This is a genomic window from Luteibacter sp. OK325 (assembly GCF_003050935.1).
Lineage (GTDB): Bacteria > Pseudomonadota > Gammaproteobacteria > Xanthomonadales > Rhodanobacteraceae > Luteibacter.
Genome location: NZ_QAOX01000002.1, coordinates 642,112 through 658,221, shown reverse-complemented (window position 1 = coordinate 658,221; position 16,110 = coordinate 642,112). Strand labels below are relative to the sequence as shown.

14 protein-coding genes are annotated in these 16,110 nt (G+C 63.6%); 12 read left to right on the top strand and 2 right to left on the bottom strand.

Annotation, left to right across the window (positions count from 1 at the left end; translation table 11 throughout):
- Window positions 1-21: 21 nt before the first annotated feature.
- From C8J98_RS06760 to C8J98_RS06720, 9 genes are all read left to right on the top strand, one after another.
- On the top strand, window positions 22-537 hold the full coding sequence (locus C8J98_RS06760; protein ID WP_107912257.1) for a cytochrome b: 516 nt from the start codon (window positions 22-24) through the stop codon (window positions 535-537).
- Between the two features lie 289 nt (window positions 538-826).
- The gene (locus C8J98_RS06755) at window positions 827-1,471 is read left to right on the top strand and encodes a YceI family protein (RefSeq protein ID WP_107912256.1); all 645 of its coding nucleotides are present in this window, start codon (window positions 827-829) and stop codon (window positions 1,469-1,471) included.
- Between the two features lie 78 nt (window positions 1,472-1,549).
- Window positions 1,550-2,815, top strand: coding sequence for a sensor domain-containing diguanylate cyclase (locus C8J98_RS06750; protein ID WP_107912254.1), 1,266 nt, complete (start codon window positions 1,550-1,552; stop codon window positions 2,813-2,815).
- A 213-nt stretch (window positions 2,816-3,028) separates the two neighbouring features.
- Window positions 3,029-3,220, top strand: coding sequence for a hypothetical protein (locus C8J98_RS06745; RefSeq protein ID WP_107912252.1), 192 nt, complete (start codon window positions 3,029-3,031; stop codon window positions 3,218-3,220).
- A 185-nt stretch (window positions 3,221-3,405) separates the two neighbouring features.
- Entirely contained in the window at window positions 3,406-6,228 is a 2,823-nt protein-coding gene (locus tag C8J98_RS06740) for a TonB-dependent receptor (protein WP_233260137.1), read from the top strand.
- Between the two features lie 2 nt (window positions 6,229-6,230).
- Window positions 6,231-8,186: a beta-galactosidase gene (locus tag C8J98_RS06735; RefSeq protein WP_107912251.1), complete on the top strand. Its 1,956-nt coding sequence runs from the start codon at window positions 6,231-6,233 to the stop codon at window positions 8,184-8,186.
- The gene (locus tag C8J98_RS06730; protein WP_107912249.1) at window positions 8,186-9,547 is read left to right on the top strand and encodes an APC family permease; all 1,362 of its coding nucleotides are present in this window, start codon (window positions 8,186-8,188) and stop codon (window positions 9,545-9,547) included. Before C8J98_RS06735 ends, C8J98_RS06730 begins: the two co-directional genes overlap by 1 nt.
- Window positions 9,526-10,473: a carbohydrate kinase family protein gene (locus tag C8J98_RS06725; RefSeq protein WP_233260136.1), complete on the top strand. Its 948-nt coding sequence runs from the start codon at window positions 9,526-9,528 to the stop codon at window positions 10,471-10,473. The genes C8J98_RS06730 and C8J98_RS06725 overlap by 22 nt, the downstream gene beginning before the upstream one ends.
- Window positions 10,451-11,866 carry a 6-phospho-beta-glucosidase gene (locus tag C8J98_RS06720; RefSeq protein ID WP_107912247.1) on the top strand — a complete coding sequence of 472 codons (1,416 nt, stop codon included), beginning with the start codon at window positions 10,451-10,453 and terminating at the stop codon, window positions 11,864-11,866. Before C8J98_RS06725 ends, C8J98_RS06720 begins: the two co-directional genes overlap by 23 nt.
- Window positions 11,867-11,870: 4 nt before the next feature.
- Here the strand turns inward: C8J98_RS06720 and C8J98_RS06715 are convergent, their stop codons facing one another.
- Window positions 11,871-12,227 carry a hypothetical protein gene (locus C8J98_RS06715; protein ID WP_107912246.1) on the bottom strand — a complete coding sequence of 119 codons (357 nt, stop codon included), beginning with the start codon at window positions 12,225-12,227 and terminating at the stop codon, window positions 11,871-11,873.
- Between the two features lie 71 nt (window positions 12,228-12,298).
- The gene (locus tag C8J98_RS06710; RefSeq protein WP_107912244.1) at window positions 12,299-13,315 is read right to left on the bottom strand and encodes an LLM class flavin-dependent oxidoreductase; all 1,017 of its coding nucleotides are present in this window, start codon (window positions 13,313-13,315) and stop codon (window positions 12,299-12,301) included.
- 137 nt (window positions 13,316-13,452) lie between these two features.
- Between C8J98_RS06710 and C8J98_RS06705 the strand changes: the two genes are divergently transcribed.
- The 3 genes from C8J98_RS06705 (at window position 13,453) to C8J98_RS06695 (ending at window position 15,942) form a co-directional block, all read left to right on the top strand.
- On the top strand, window positions 13,453-14,118 hold the full coding sequence (locus C8J98_RS06705; RefSeq protein WP_107912242.1) for a hypothetical protein: 666 nt from the start codon (window positions 13,453-13,455) through the stop codon (window positions 14,116-14,118).
- Between the two features lie 92 nt (window positions 14,119-14,210).
- The gene (locus C8J98_RS06700) at window positions 14,211-15,107 is read left to right on the top strand and encodes an SDR family oxidoreductase (protein WP_107912240.1); all 897 of its coding nucleotides are present in this window, start codon (window positions 14,211-14,213) and stop codon (window positions 15,105-15,107) included.
- A gap of 67 nt (window positions 15,108-15,174) precedes the next feature.
- Window positions 15,175-15,942 carry a TIGR00266 family protein gene (locus C8J98_RS06695; protein ID WP_107912239.1) on the top strand — a complete coding sequence of 256 codons (768 nt, stop codon included), beginning with the start codon at window positions 15,175-15,177 and terminating at the stop codon, window positions 15,940-15,942.
- The last annotated feature ends 168 nt before the right edge of the window (window positions 15,943-16,110 follow it).

Below are 16,110 nucleotides of genomic sequence, written 5' to 3'. Positions count from 1 at the left end.
AAACACCTGGTACGCGAAGCCATGCAAGAACGTTATGACCGCCCTACGATCGTCCTCCATTGGCTAACGGCTGTGCTCGTGACTGTTCAGTGGCTCATTGGCCGCACGACGGGCCTCATGGCGCGTGGTCCGTTACGTGTGGACATCTGGTCGGTCCACGTCTTGCTCGGCATCTGCATCACCGTGGTATTCATCGCACGCATCGCTTGGCGGTGGCGCCGGGGGAGCCGGCTGCCGGGCGTGGGCACACCCGTCGAGCGCGCGGCCGCGAAGGTTGTCCATATCGGTCTGTATGTCGTACTGGGAATCGTGCTGGTGCTGGGCTTCGCCAACACGATCGTGCATGGCTTTCCTCTGTTCAACGTCCTGACCGTGCCGGGCAAGCAGGACATGGCAACGATCCTCCGCGTGAACGCATGGCACGGACTGGCTGCGAACGTGTTCGCTGCGCTGGTCCTGCTGCACACGCTTGCCGCCCTGGCCCATCACTACGTGCAACGGGATGGCGTGCTCCGGAGAATGGGGCGGAAGGGATAGGTCGCCGGGCCCAGATGTGTTGACATGGGGAAGTTCGAGGAGACTCCCTCAGTCATCGAGCTGGCAAACAATTCGCGCAAACGCTCCATCGTTGCGTTGAAACTCCGGGCGCGCGCCATAGAACGTTCCGTGGCCCAAGGCGACTACAAAACGCGGTGAATACGGGCCAGAGGGATCCATGGCGGGCGGGGCGAGGTCACAGGCCAAACGTCGGAGTGACGTCGCACCACCGGTCGGCTAGTGTGGTCCCGTACGATGGCTCAGCCACCCTGCCTCCTGGATCGACATCATGACCACGCTCAAGATCGCTTCCACCGCGTTGCTGGCACTGCTTGTCGCGATGCCCATGGCTGTCAGGGCCCAAACGGCTCAGAAGCCTGCGGAAGACGCGAGTGCCGCATCGCAGTACAAGAACCTTAATCTGACCAAAGACCCCAAGGCGGCCGCGCCGGGTGAATACAAGCTCGACCCGCACCACACGTCCGTGACGGCGAAACTCGCCCATATGGATCTGTCGCGCTACTCGCTTCGCTTTGACAGCGTTAGTGGCGGGTTCTCCTTCAACCCCTCGCAGGCAGCCGCGTCCGGGCTGGCGATTTCCATCGACCCCAACTCGGTCAGCACAGGAGATCCGACGTTCGACAAGAGAATCGCGCAGAAGTACTTCGAATCCGATAAGTACCCGGCCATCACCTTCACCTCTGCGACGGTGAAGATCACCGGTGAACACATGGTTGTAGATGGTGTTCTGGACTTTCACGGAGTGAAGAAGCCGGTTACCCTGAAAGTCGTCTATCGTGGCTTCGCTTCGCCACGCCTGGGCTTTTCGGGCGAAGCTACATTCAAGCGATCGGACTTCGGCGTAGGTCAGTGGGTTCCGCTGGAAGCCGACGAAGTCACGATTCTTATCGAGACCGAATTCGTGAAGTCCTGAAGCTCGCCACCCCTACGTCTTCCAGGCGCATTGCCGAAAAAGGGCAGGCCTCACCGGTTTATCTGTCGGAATTCTGCGATGCATGAACCACTCGTCTCGCCGTCCAACCCTCGCCGTGAGCCATCTGCAATCGCAAAGCTTCGTCGGAGAGTACGGACCAGCGAGGATTTCCTCGAGCAGATCGGCGTGCTCGCAGGCGTCGGTGGATGGGAGTTGGACCTGGCCACGGGCACCCTGCGCTGGACCGCCCAGACCTGCCGCATCCACGAAGTGCCGGCCGATCACCAGCCCACCCTCGAAGAGGCGATCGGTTACTACGCCCCGGCGGTGCGCACGGTTCTCGAGGCAGCGGTACTCCGCGGCATCGAGGAGGGCGAGGGCTGGGACCTGGAATTGCCCATGACCACTGCCAAGGGCAGGCAGATCTGGGTCCGTGCCCATGGTGCTGTCGAACAGCGGAAGGGGAAGGCCTCGCGTCTGATTGGCGCGTTCCAGGACATCACCGAGCGTCGCCGGGACATCGACGCATTGATCGCCAGCGAGCGGCGCTTCCGCAGCTTGTTCACCTATAGCCTCGGCCTGATCTGCACGCACGACCTCGATGGCCGTCTGCTGACGGTTAACCCGGCGGCGTGTCAGTCACTGGGTTATTCGGAAGCCGAAATGATAGGCATGCAGGTTGGCCAGCTCATGACGGCACGTGACGCGGCGCACGTACCGGAGTACCTGGCGAGGATCAATGCGCGTGGTACCGACGCAGGGCGTTTGCGCTTTCTGGCCCGGGACGGCACGCAGCGCGTCTGGCAGTACCACAACATGGTGGACACGCATGCTGGCGAAACGCAGGTGTTGGGCCACGCGCAGGACATCACCGAGCAAGTGCTCCAGGAGCAGCGTCTTCGCGAGTGGTCGATCCGCGATGCGCTGACCGGCTGTTACAACCGGCGCTTTCTCGCCCAGCATATGGAAAGCGCCGATTCCCGCACGACGTGGGCGTGCGTCACCCTGGACCTGGACAAGTTCAAGGAGATAAACGACACCTTCGGCCATCAACGCGGCGACGAAGTCCTGGTGGCGATGGCGACGTTCTTCCAGCGTCACGTCCGCGCTGGTGACTACGTGATCCGCCTGGGTGGTGACGAGTTCCTTGTCGTTCTACCCAACAGTGCGATCACCGAGGCCCATGAACTAGCCGGGCGTCTGGCAGCCGGAGCGGATGCCGCACTGTGTGGCTTCACCGCGGGATGCGCAGCCCACGTGGACGGTGCGTCCGTTGAAGCGACGCTGGCCGAGGCGGACCGCGCTTTGTATACGGTGCGACGTCGTCGTCGAGGTGAATCATGACCCCGTAAGAGCACCTGCACGGGCACCGCGAGTTCTTGCGTGCGGATGGCGCCTCAGCTGCTGCGACGCAACATCCCGTCGCCTATGCATTTTTGGCAGTTGACGCCCTTTTTACAGTGCGCTATATCTTGCAGCACGCAGCGCGCGCCAATTTGGACGTCCGTTCGCGTAACCCTTCCGGCATCCTATTGGCATGCCGATACGCAGCTCGCGATGAATGACGGACAGACCGCTACGATGCGTCGGCCCAATTCAAATGAAAACGCCAGCTGCGTCCTTGCAGGTCGTCCGTTCGCGCTCGTCCTCGCCGACGGCCTGCCGATCCTCGCACGTGCCAAGTTGAGCGCCCTGCGCTCCCGCGGCAAGTGCGTCGCCGGCTATTCCCCGCCGCAAAGCTCCCTCTGATCGTCCGACTGTCCTGATCGGCACGTTCACCCGTCCGTCGTGATGTCGACACATGCCCGCTAGCGCTGGCGTGTGCGATGTATTTCGTCCGGACCGCGCGACGAACCCGCTGATCAGCTGAACTGCGCATCGCGCGGCGCAATGTCGCGCATGTTTTCTAAAGCATCTCGGGGTGGGGGTGAGTCGTGTTTATTGATAAGGGTTTCAACAAGAAGTGTCTCGTGGTGGCGCTATACGCCGTGCTCGGTAGTACAGCATTCGCACAGGATGCACCTCCGGCCACGCCAACCACGCCGGCAAAGTCGTCTACGCCGCCAGTAAAGCCCACGGCGGACAGCCAGGCAACGCCGGCCAAGCCGGACAAGGCCGTGCAGATGAAGGCACTGAGTGTCGTGGCCAACCGCTACGACGCGACCAACATGCGCATGGATTCGATCAATACAGTGGACGTGTTGTCCGCGGCAGACCTGCAGCACACCGCCGTGCATAACGTCGCCGAAGCGCTGGGCCTGATGTCCGGCGTGAATGTCACGACCACGGGGTCGGGCTATTTCGGTGGTATCGACGGCGCGGCGCGCGGTGAGGGCATGTTCACCTCGGTGCGCGGCCTGCCCTCGGAGTACAACGTCAACCTGGTCAATGGCAGCAACGTCGCCCAGGGCATGCCGTACAGCCGTAGCGTGCAGCTCAGCTTGCTGCCGCCGTCGGGTCTGCAGACCATCGTGCTCAACAAGACCTCGACGGCCGATATGGACGGCGACGCCATCGGCGGCACGATCGACTTCCGCACACCGAGTGCGTTCGACTTCAAGAAGGATTTCAGCGGCAGCGTGACCGCCAGTGGACGTGTCGAGAGCCGTGCACGCGATTACGGCGGTAGTGGGCTCGGCAGTGGCCTTGCCGGCGAGCTGCAGGGCAAGTTCGGTGCGGAGAAGCAGTTCGGCGTGTACGTGAGCGGCTATTACGACTATCGCAACATCGCCAACAGCGAGATCGGCGCGGCGGAAAGTGCCTCGAACGACGGCTCCTGGGCTTTCCTGCACGCCACCTCCGACGGCCAGAACGCGCCCGGCTATGACCCGGCGCATAACCTGACCAGCCTCGGTACCAACGTCGGCGTGGCGTCCGGTTTCGAGCGGCGCTACGGCGGCAATATCTCGCTCGACTGGAACGTGGATTCCACGCTGAAAGCGTATGCGCGCATGACCTATGCCTATGCGCTGACCGAGCAGAACACCACGTATAACCAGCTGTTGCCGCAGGACGTGACCTACGTTCCCACGGCCGCGCCGGGGGTTTACGCCCCGAACATCGGTCGCATCGCCAACCGTTTCTGGTACGAAACCAATCCCGAGCGCGCCGACCTGGCCACGATCCAGCTGGGAGCGGATAAGACCGCCGGTGGCTGGACCATCTCACCCAATGTGTTCTGGAGCATCGGCCGCAACGATCGCCCGCAGCACGTCGAGATCGACGGCCGCGAGGACAAGTATTCGCAGGACAACTTCGCCTACAACCAGAGTTCGCTGCTCAGCTATGGCGGCAATGGCTTTCCGCATCCGGTGCTGACCCCGGGCCTGCTGAACTCGGTCAACAACCTCCAGAACATGTATGCCAACGACTATGGCGAAGTCACCGACATCCGCTCGGGTCAGAAGCGTGGTGGCGCCAAGCTCGACCTGCGCTACGACTTCGAGGACGGCCCGCTGCAGTCGATCAAGTTCGGCGTCAAGTACAGCGACAGCTCGCGCGAGTTCACCGATCGCGATTATTCGACCGCCGGTATCAACGATGGCACGACCACCCTCAACGATCTCGGCATCTTCAAGGGTTATTACAACCAGATCTTCCCGGGCAAGTTCGACTGGACAACGCCCCAGGTCAGCCGCTCGGCGGTTGCGGCACTGATCGCGGACCACCTGCAGCCGGGTGATCTGGATACCTGCGGCCAGCTCGACTACAACAACTTCAACTGCGACACCATGCGCGGCACCGAGGCCGTGACCGCGGCCTACGCGATGGCGACGTTCCAGAGCGGCCCCTGGGAGGTCATCCCCGGCGTGCGCTTCGAGCACACCTCGATTCGCAACACGTTCTGGACCACGCCACAGGACGCCGACGGGAACGAGGTGCCGGGCTACTTCTCCAACAACCACACCATCTACAACGAACCGCTGGGCAGCCTGTTCATCAACTTCCGCCCCGACGGCAACATCGTCTACCGCGGTGCGATCTGGCAGAGCTACACCCGCCCCGCGTTCGTGCAGCTCGGCGGCGGCTCGCAGATCAGCGTGTCCGATGGCGTGACCACCATCACCACCGGCAACCCCAATCTCAGCCCGATCAAGGCCACCAACGTGGACCTCGGCGCGGAATGGACCACGGAGAACGGTGGCTATGTGTCGCTGGCCAGCTACTACAAGAAGCTGCGCAACTACATTTACGACAGCGGCGGCGGCCAGGCCGATCCGAACACCTCCGGCGTGGGTACGGTGCTGACCAAGACGCCGACCAACGGTGGCGATGGTCGCGTGGTCGGCCTCGAGGCGACCTATCGACAGAAGTTCCAGAACCTGCCGGAACCGTTCGACGGCCTGGGCTTCAGTGTCAACGCCACGCGCCAGAACTCGAAAGTGGATCTGGGTCGCGACGGCTTCGACAACGAGCGCCTGCAGTCGGCACCGCAGCGCATGGCCAACGCCGAGCTGTTCTACGAGAAATACGGTTTCTCGGTGAACCTCAGCTACCACTACACCGGGTCCTACCTGTCGACGTACGACTTCCTCAACCAGGGTAGTCCGTGGGATGACCTGTGGATCCGGCCGATTCGCCGGGTGGACCTGCATGTCGGCTATGCGATGTCCAACGGCCTGCAGTTCGACCTGCAGGTCAGCAACCTGACCAAGCAGTACTCGTACTGGTCGCACATCGGCAAGAACAGCCTGGCCAATTCGGATATCGTCGATGCGGGAAGGACCACCCTGCTGACCGTGAAGTACAACTTCTGAGCATGCATCGACGAAGCTTCCTCGCGCTGTCGCTGCTCACCCCGCTGGCGTTTGCCGGTAGTGGGTGGGCGGCGTCGCTTGCCACCGGCCGCCCATCGGCAGCGCCGGACGGCAAGCCGCACGCCTTCACTTTTGGCAAGCGCGAGTTCCTGCTCGATGGCGAGGCGTTCCGCGTCCATAGCGGCGAGATGCATCCGGCGCGGATCGCGAAGGAGCACTGGCGGCATCGCATCCGCATGGCCCGCGCCATGGGGCTCAATACCGTGGCGATCTACGTCATGTGGAATCACCACGAACGCGAGCCCGGGGTGTTCGATTTCGAAAGCGGGAACCGGGATGTGGCGGGCTTCATCCGCCTTTGCGCGGAAGAGGGCATGTGGGTTTACCTGCGACCGGGCCCATACATCTGCGGCGAGTGGACCAACGGCGGCTTGCCGGCTTACCTCTTGCGCGATCCGGATACCCGGCTGCGCACGCGTGACGATCCGCGCTACATGGCCGCGGTGCGGCGTTACATCGCTGCGCTCGCGCCGCGCGTCGCGCCGCTCATGGCCAGTGCGGGCGGTCCGGTGTTGATGCTGCAGATCGAGAACGAGTACTCGATGTTTGCTGACGACATCGGCTATCTCGACGCGTTGCGCGATATCTGGCGCGAGAACGGCATTGCCGGCCCGTTCTCGGTGTCCGATGGCCTGAAGGATCTGCAACGCCGCAAGGCCTATCCGCATGGTTCGGCGCTGGGCCTCGACGGTGCCGACGTGGCGGATCTGGTGAAGGGCAGGGGATTTGCCGGTGAGTCACCCGTATGGGTGGGCGAAGGCTATCCCGGTTGGCTGACCCACTGGGGTGAGCCGACGTTCGCCACGAAAGACTATGAAGCCACGTTGCGCCACATCATGAGTGCAGGGTATTCGTTCAACCTGTATGTGGTGCATGGCGGGACGAATTTTGGTCTCACTGCGGGCTCCAACGCCGAAGACGACGGCTCGCAGTTCCAGCCCGTGATTACCAGTTACGACTACGGTGCTCCTGTCGACGAGCGGGGGCGTCCAACGGAGCAGTACATGCGCCTGCGTCGTGTGATCGCCGATGTCACGCGCGTCACGCCTCACGCGCTGCCGCCCGAGCCGGCTTCGGCGACGTTTGCCCCGGTGACACCGCGGCCATTCGCCGCGCTGTGGGACAACCTGCCGGGTGCGGCGGTGACCCTGCCTGCGCCAGGACCGAACGAGATTCTGTTCGGTCAGGACCAGGGGCTCGTTGTTTACCGTAAGCGGATCGCCAAGGGTGCGGTGTTGCGCCTGGAGAATGTGCGTGATTACGCGCTGGTCCATGTCGATGGCAGAGAAGTCGGGTCAGTGTCGCGCGTGGTGCACCCGATGCTTAACTCGAAGCCTGACCTGATGCTGCCGGATGCGAATTCCCCGGAGCGTACGCTCGAGATCCTGGTCGACACCTTCGGGCATATCAACTTCGGGCCTCGCATTGGCGACCATAAGGGGCTGATCGGGCCGGCGTCGATCGATGGGCTGCCGTTGCGTGATGTCGAGGCGTGGGCGATTCCTTTGGATGATGATTGGGTACGGGGGCTTCGCCCCATCGCCGATGAATCGGCTCCCACAACGGCAGGTTCCGCGGGTGCTGGCTCCGGCTCGGCAGGAGCCGATTCATCGGCGGAAACCAGATCGCCTCGCGGCCCCATCTTCTTCAAATCAACGTTGAACATCGAATCCCCCGGCGACGTCTACATCGACATGACCGCCTGGTCCAAGGGCTACCTCTGGATCAACGGCCAGCTCCTCGGCCGCTACTGGAACATCGGCCCCCAGCAGCGCCTGTTCTGTCCAGGTCCATGGCTACGCGCGGGCGATAACGAACTGCTGGTGCTCGACCTGCACCGCCATGCGCCGGCAGTCGTCACCGCGGCAGAAAGCCTGCAAGCCTCGAGGAGGCCCTGATGCGTGCCAGTGTGAGCGAACCCGGCGTGCCGACCTCGCCGCCACGCGCTATCGGCTTCTGGGGCGGCCTGTCGGCCAATGTGCTCAACATGATCGGCATCGGGCCGTTCGTGACGATTCCCATCGCGCTCTCCGCGCTTGCTGGCCCCTCCGTGTTGCTCGGGTGGATCGCCGGCGCCTTGCTGTGCCTGTGCGACGGCATGGTCTGGGCCGAGCTCGGTTCCACGATTCCCGAGTCCGGCGGTCCGTATCACTACCTGCGTGAGGCGTACGGTCGCGAGAAGGCCGGCCGCCTGTTCGGCTTCCTCTACCTCTGGCAGACCTTGCTCACCGCACCGTTGTCGATCGGTGGCGCCGCCGTGGGCTTCGCGCAGTACGCCGGCTTCCTGATCCCTTCGCTCGGCGACACCGGCAGGTCACTCCTCGCGGCGGGACTCTGCCTGGTCAACACCGCCGTGCTCTATCGCAAGGTGGGTCAGATCCAGCGGCTCTCCGTCTTCGTCACCGCTATCGTCGTCGTCGCTTGCGCGTGGATCGTGTTCAGCGGCATCACGCACTTCGATACGGCCGTGGCCAGCCATTTCTTCCAGGTGCACGCCGACTCGTCGCATGGTTTCTGGCTCGGCCTGGGCGCGGTCGCCCTGATCGCGGTCTACGATTACGGCGGCTACAACAACGTCTGCATGCTGGGCGGTGAGGTGAAACGGCCGCGGCGCACGATTCCGATGGCGGTGCTGGTCTCGATTCCGCTCGTGGCGGTGCTTTACCTCGGGCTCAACCTCAGCATCCTCGGCGTCTTGCCCTGGGAGCAGGCCGCGCATTCGAAGGCGGTCGTCGCCGATTTCATGCAGGCCATCCACGGTCGCACCGGTGGCACACTGGCCGTGCTGTTGATCCTGCTCGCCAGTTGGGGTTCCGCGCTGGTGATCCTGCTGGGCTACTCACGCGTGCCCTATGCGGCAGCGGCCGATGGTCAGTTCTTCCCCGTATTTGCCCGGCTGCATCCACGCGGTGGCTTCCCCACCGTGTCACTGCTGTTCGTCGGCGCGACCTCGGCGGCGGCGTGTTTCCTTTCGCTCGAGCACCTGATCGCGACCCTGATGGTCACGCAGATCCTGTTCCAGTACATCGCGCAGTGCTTCGCCGTCGTCGCCTTGCGCAAGCGACGCGCGGACGCGGACGTCTTCCGCATGCCGCTGTACCCGCTACCGATCGTGGTCAGCGTCATCGGCTGGCTCTACCTCGTTGCCACCGCCGGCACCTCGTCGATCGTGACGGCGGTGGCGGCGGTGTTCGTCGGCACCCTTCTTTTCCTGTGGCAAGCACGGAGGTCCCGCACGTGGCCATTCCCGCAACCCTGAAGTCGTGGGACGTTGCCGTGGTCGGCGAGATCTATGCCGACCATGTGTTCAGCGGATTTCCCCAATGGCCCGGTCCCGGCGAAGAGGTGATCGCCGAGAACTACCTGCGCGAGCTCGGTGGCGGTGCCATCAACACGGCCTGCGCGTTGTCGCGGCTGGGTCGTCGCGTGCGCCTGGTCGGCCTGATCGGTGAAGCCGACCTGGACTGGTTCGAAAGCCGCCTGGGTGACTTCGGTGTGAGCATGGATGGCATCCGGCTCGGCAGCGACGGTACCGGCATCACGGTCAGTGTTTCCACGGTGGAGGACCGTTCGTTCTTCACCTATGCAGGCGTGAACCGCGCATTGCCCGAGTTACTCGCCTCGCCGGAAATCGTCGCCGACCTCGCTGCCGCACGTCATGTGCACTTCGCGATGCCGTTGCCGCGCGACCTGGCTGCGATCCTGCTTCCCTTGCTGCGCCAAGCCGGCTGCACGACATCGCTGGATGTCGGCTACAGCCCGGCGTGGCTGCGCGACCCGGTTAACCGGCCCACCTTTCGCGACCTGGATCTGTTCCTTCCCAATGCGAAGGAAGCCGCGCTGCTGAGCGGCGACGAAGAACCCTCGTCGTTCGAGGCCTGGTCGATAGGCGCCGGCATCGGCCGCGCCGTGATGAAACAAGGCGCCGGCGGCGCGTGGATTGCCGACGAACGTGGCCTGCGCCGTGTCCCCGCGCCGCGTATCGATGCGGTCGATTCCACCGGTGCCGGCGACGCGTTCGACGCGGGCCTCATCGATGGCCTGCTCGATGGCGACGCCATCGATGGTTGTGTCGAGCGCGGCTGCGTCTGTGGCGCGCTGTGCACGACCGCGGCCGGTGCCCTTCAAGCGCTTCCCCATTCCCCCCAATTGAGGACCCTTCGTGAGCAGACGTACGGATCGTAAGATCGCATTGATCGGAGGCGGCGGTGTCCGCTCACCCCTTGTCGTATTTGGTGTGAACGAGGCTGCCGAAGCCCTCGGCGCGGCCGAGATGGTGCTGTACGACCCGGACCCCGCGCGACTGCGCATCATGGTCGACCTCGGCAAGGCCGTGGTCCGCCGTTTTGGTGGCGACTTGCGCCTGCGTGGCGCGACGTCGTTGGAAGACACGATCGAGGGCGCGGACTTCGTGCTCAACAGTGTTCGCATCGGCGGCATCGCGGGTCGGGCGTCCGACGAGCGCGCATCGATTGCGCAGGGGTATCCCGGCCAGGAGACCACCGGGCCGGCCGGTGTCGCCATGGCCCTGCGCACCATTCCCGTGGCCATCGAGCAGGCGCGCCTGGTCGAACGCCTCAGCCCGCAGGCCTGGCTGGTCAACTTCACCAATCCCGCCGGACTGATCACGCAGGCGGTGACCGACCACAGCAACGCGCGCATCGTCGGCATCTGCGACACGCCCACGGAGCTGTTCCACAACATTGCGCGCGCATTAGGCGAGCCGGCCGACGAGGTCGAATGCGACTACGTCGGGCTCAATCATCTGGGTTGGGTGCGTGGCGTACGCGTGCGCGGCGAGGAGGTGATCGACCGGCTGCTCGACAGTGACGAGCTGTTGCGCCAGCTCTACCTGGCGCCGCTTTTCGACTTCGACATGATCCGCACATTGCGGCTCATCCCGACCGAGTACCTGTTCTTCTACTACGAACGCCAGCGCGCTCTCGACAACCAGCGCAAGCAGGGCGGCAGCCGCGGCGGAGAGATCCAGCGACTCAACGACGACTTGTTAGCGACCCTTACCGCGCGACTGGACGCGGGCGACGGCGACGCGGCCGTGGATATCTACGCCGCTTACCTCAATCAACGCTCCGGCTCCTATATGAAGCTGGAAGCCGAGGGCGGTTCGGCCTTCGACCAGGGCGTGAGCCTGCAGGGCGACCCGTTCCGCGTGGCGACCGGTTATCACCGCATCGCTATCGACGTGATGAGCGCATTGACCGGCGCGAAGCCCGCGCGCATCGTGGTGAACACGCGTAACCAAGGCGCACTACCGGACCTGCCCGACGACGACATCGTCGAGATCGCGTCGGATATCTCGCTGGATTCCATCGTGCCTCGACCCATCGCGCCCTTGCCCGATGCGGTGAACGGCCTGGTGCGTTCGGTGAAGGCGTACGAGCGTGCGGCGATCGCTTCGGTGTTGAACGATCGTCGGCTCGAGGCGCGCAAGGCAATGCTGATCCATCCGGCCATCGGTCAGTGGACGCCTTCTGGCGATCTGCTCGATGCGCTACTGGGTCATGCCGATGAAGATGGTGAGTGCCTGTGCCAGGGGCCCGTTCACCGGCACCGCTAACGGCTCAGGGAGCCGCGTGCGGGCCCATTGCGCCGTAAGGCAGGACGGTCGCCGATGCGACCGTCGCGTCATGGCTGATGGCACCGTAAGGAAGCACGGCTGCCGAGGTGGCCGTCGCATCCGGGCTGATAGCACCGTACGGAAGGATGGCTTCCGGCGTGGCCTTCAGGCCATGGCTGATGGCACCGTAAGGAGGAATGGAACCCGCCTCGGTCATCGCGTTCCGGCTGGTCGTGGTCGGCGCGGAAGCCTGCGGGGCCGCCGGCAGGTCGGCCGACATGGCCCAGGAGCCCATGCCGATGAAGAGCAGGGCGAAGGGAAGCGAGCGGGCTCGCGAGTGGAAGAACGCTTGAATAGTCATGCGCGAATGATGCGCTGCAACAGAAACGTTATCCAATCGTTAATTACTATCGCCCCGATAGGGCGAACCGATCAGCGCCAGCCCAGTGCTGGCGCCACCTGGGTAAGAATCGACTCGATCAGGTGGACGTTGTAATCCACGCCCAGTTGGTTGGGTACGGCCAGAAGAAGCGTGTCCGCCTCGGCGATCGCCTCGTCGGCGGCCAGTTCCGACACCAGAACCTCGGGAACCGCCGCATAGGTGCGGCCAAACACGGCCTCCATGTTGTCGATGAAGCCGATCTGGTCGGTGGATTTGCTACGCCCGAAGTAAGCGTGATCCATGTCGTTCATCAGGGGGAAGATGGAGCGGAGGACCGACACACGTGGCTCCCGACCGTGCCCGGCGTTAGCCCAGGTGTCGCGATAAAGGCGGATCTGCCGGGCCTGCTGAACGCTGAGCGGCTCGTTGGTCTCATTGGCCTTGAGCGTCGAACTCTGCAGGTTCATGCCCATGTTGGCCGCCCACACGGCGGTGGCGTTGGACGCCGAACCCCACCAGATGCGCTCGCGCAGGCCCGGTGCATGGGGCTCGAGGCGGAGAAGGCCTGGTTGATTGGGAAACATGGGACGGGGATTGGGCGCAGCGAAACCCTTGCCCTCAAGCAACTGCAGGAAGACCTCGGCATGCCGGCGGCCCATGTCGGCGTCGGTTTCGCCTTCGGCGGGCGCGTACCCAAAGTGACGCCACCCCTCGATGACCTGCTCGGGGGAGCCACGACTGATACCGAGCTGCAGGCGACCACCACTGATGAGGTCGGCAGCCCCCGCGGTTTCCAGCATGTAATGCGGGTTCTCGTAGCGCATGTCGATGACGCCGGTGCCGATCTCGATTTTGCTGGTTCGCGCACCGATGGCCGACAGCAGCGGGAACGGCGATGCGAGCTGATTGGCAAAATGATGGACGCGGAAGAACGCGCCGTCCGCGCCGATCTGCTCTGCCGCGACGGCGAGGTCGATGGATTGTTGGAGCACGTCGCGTGCGGTGCGGGTCGCGGAGTGCGGTGAGTCGGTCCAGTGACCGAAGGAGAGGAAGCCGATGCGTTTCATGCGGACGATGATACGGCGATCTGCAAGTGGGATGCGCGTCGCAGTTCCTGCTGCTGAGGCCAGGTCATCTAAACCTCTTACGCACAAGAGGCATCCTGACTATCGGCGCATTGTCGCGCCGACCATCAGGAGACGACATGGATATCGAGGCCCGGCTGGCGCGGCTCGAAGCCCGGAATACGAAGCTCACAGTCATTTGCGGTGTGCTTGCGACTCTTTGTATGGCGCTGGGGACCACATTCGCAGTCGCGGGACCTGACGCGACCCAGCCCGGCGTGATCCACGCTAAAGGTCTCGTCATCGACGACGCCAACGGTCATCCACGCATTCTCATCGGTGCGCCCTTTCCGGACGTACCAGGTCGCATCCGACACGACGAGCGCTCGATGGCGATGCTCTTTCTTGACGAGCAGGGTCACGACCGCCTGACGGTTGGCCAGGCCATGACTCCGCAGATCAAGGGTAAGGTGCCCGCCCAGTTCCACCGCATCGGCGACTCCGTCGGCGTCACCATCCATGATCTCGACGGCAACGAGCGTGGCGGCATGGCATGGCTCAGCAATGGCCGGGGCGCCATCGCGTTCGATTACCCGGAGCGCGATGCCATCGGCATGTACGTGGACGACAAAGACCGTTCGGCCACCTTCGTGCTCGAGAATCCCGACGTATCCGTGGGTGACCGCAGCCTGTTGGAGCTGACCGCGCGAGGGAAGGGTGGCGAGTTGAGGCTGTTCGATGGCGCTGGAAAGGTGCGCACCCGGTGGTCACTGACCGAAGGCAGGATTGACGCGACGAAGCCTTGATCCTGTTAGTCGCCATACCATGATAAAGCCCCTACTTTTACGGGAATACCTTTGACGCGATAACAGTCTCCAGACAACACGGAGATGGCTTCATGCGCGTATTCCTTACTGGTGCGACCGGGTTCATCGGCAGCCGCATCGTTCCCGAACTTCTTGCTGCCGGTCACCATGTGATCGGCATGACCCGTTCCGAAGCCGGCGAGCGATCGCTCAACGCGGCCGGCGCCGAGGTGCATCGCGCCACGCTGGAAGACCTCGACAGTATTCGTGCGGGTGCGGCCAAAGCGGATGCCGTGATCCACACGGCCTTCGACCATGACTTTGCCAACTTCGCCGCCAACTGCGAGAAGGACAGGCGCGTCATCGAGGCATTGGGTTCGGTGTTCAAGGGTTCCGATCGACCGCTGCTCATCACCTCCGGTACAGGCATGGGCGGCAACCGGTCCGGCGATGTCGCGAGGGAAGATGTCTTCAATGCCGACCATCCCAACCCGCGGACCATTTCCGAGGTCACTGGCAAGGCCTTGCTGGAATCAGGAGTCAATGTCTCCGTGGTGCGCCTGCCGCAGGTGCACGATCCGGTGAAGCAGGGACTTATTTCACCGTTCATCGATATTTCGCGAGCCAAGGGAAAAGTAGCCTACGTGGGTGAAGGCAAGAATCGTTGGCCCGCGGCGCATGTGCTCGACGTCGCGAAGCTCTATCAACTTGCTCTCGACAAAGGCGAAGCTGGCGCGCGCTATAACGCGGTGGCCGAAGAGGGTGTCTCCGCACGCGAGATCGCGGAGGTAGTGGCTGCCGGCCTGGGCCTGCCGCTGGTTTCCTTGTCCCAGGATGAAGCGGCCGGGCACTTCGGCTGGTTCGGTATGTTCGCCGGGCTGGACATGCCGGCGTCGAGCACCTGGACGCGGGAACACCTTGGCTGGAACCCGACAGGTCCAGGCCTGATCGATGACCTCAAGCAGATGGACTACTCGATCGTCGCTTGAACTAACGCACCCCCTGAGCAAGACTCACCGCGCGCACTTCGCGGCCATCCTCAGGGGGAAACACCACATGCAAACCCGTATCCAGGGCACGGTCATGCCCGTGTTGGAAGTCCAGCTCGATCCGAATGACAGCGTCTTCGCCGAGAGTGGCGAGCTGTCGTGGATGAGCTCGTCGATCCAGATGACCACGCACACCCAGATGGGTGGTGGTGGTGGCTTCCTGGGGACGTTCAAGCGCGTCATCGGTGGCGGCACGCTGTTCATGACCGAGTACAAGGCCGTACGGACCTCCGGCGAAGTGGCGTTTGCGACCAAGGTGCCGGGCCACATCGTGCCGGTCACGCTGAGCCCGGGTAAGGAATACCTCGTCCATCGGCATGGATTCCTTTGCGCCACGCCCCAGGTCACCATCGGCGTGGGTTTCCAGCGGTCACTGGGTGCCGGCGTCTTCGGTGGTAGTGGGTTCACGCTGCAGAAGATCGGCGGCACGGGTACGGCGTGGCTGGAACTCTCTGGCGAGCTGATCGAGAAGCAGCTGGCGCCCGGCGAAACCTTGCGGGTTCACCCGGGTCACGTGGGCGCATTCGAGGGCTCGGTGAGCTTTACGATCACGACCGTTCCCGGGATCAGGAACGCGCTCTTCGGCGGTGACGGCATCTTCCTGGCGGCGCTTACCGGCCCCGGGAAGATCTGGCTGCAGACACTGCCCATTTCGCGGCTGGCGCACCAGATTGCCGAGTACATGCCGAGCGAGGGTGGCCGGGGCCGCGCTGGCGTGGGTGGTGCACTGCTCGGCGGCATCGTGGGATCCCTCATGAGTCGTGACGACAAGTGACCTATGCCCCCATCGCAAGGGTTCTGTGACGAGGTCGCAGGGTATTCAAATGGATGCCGGCAGGCCTAAAATGTCATTCAGAAAATTCGCCAATGGCTTTCACGCCTGGCGACGATGAAGTAGCCGCGCCCGTCTGGCGCGGGCTTTATTCTGTTTGATCACCGGAAT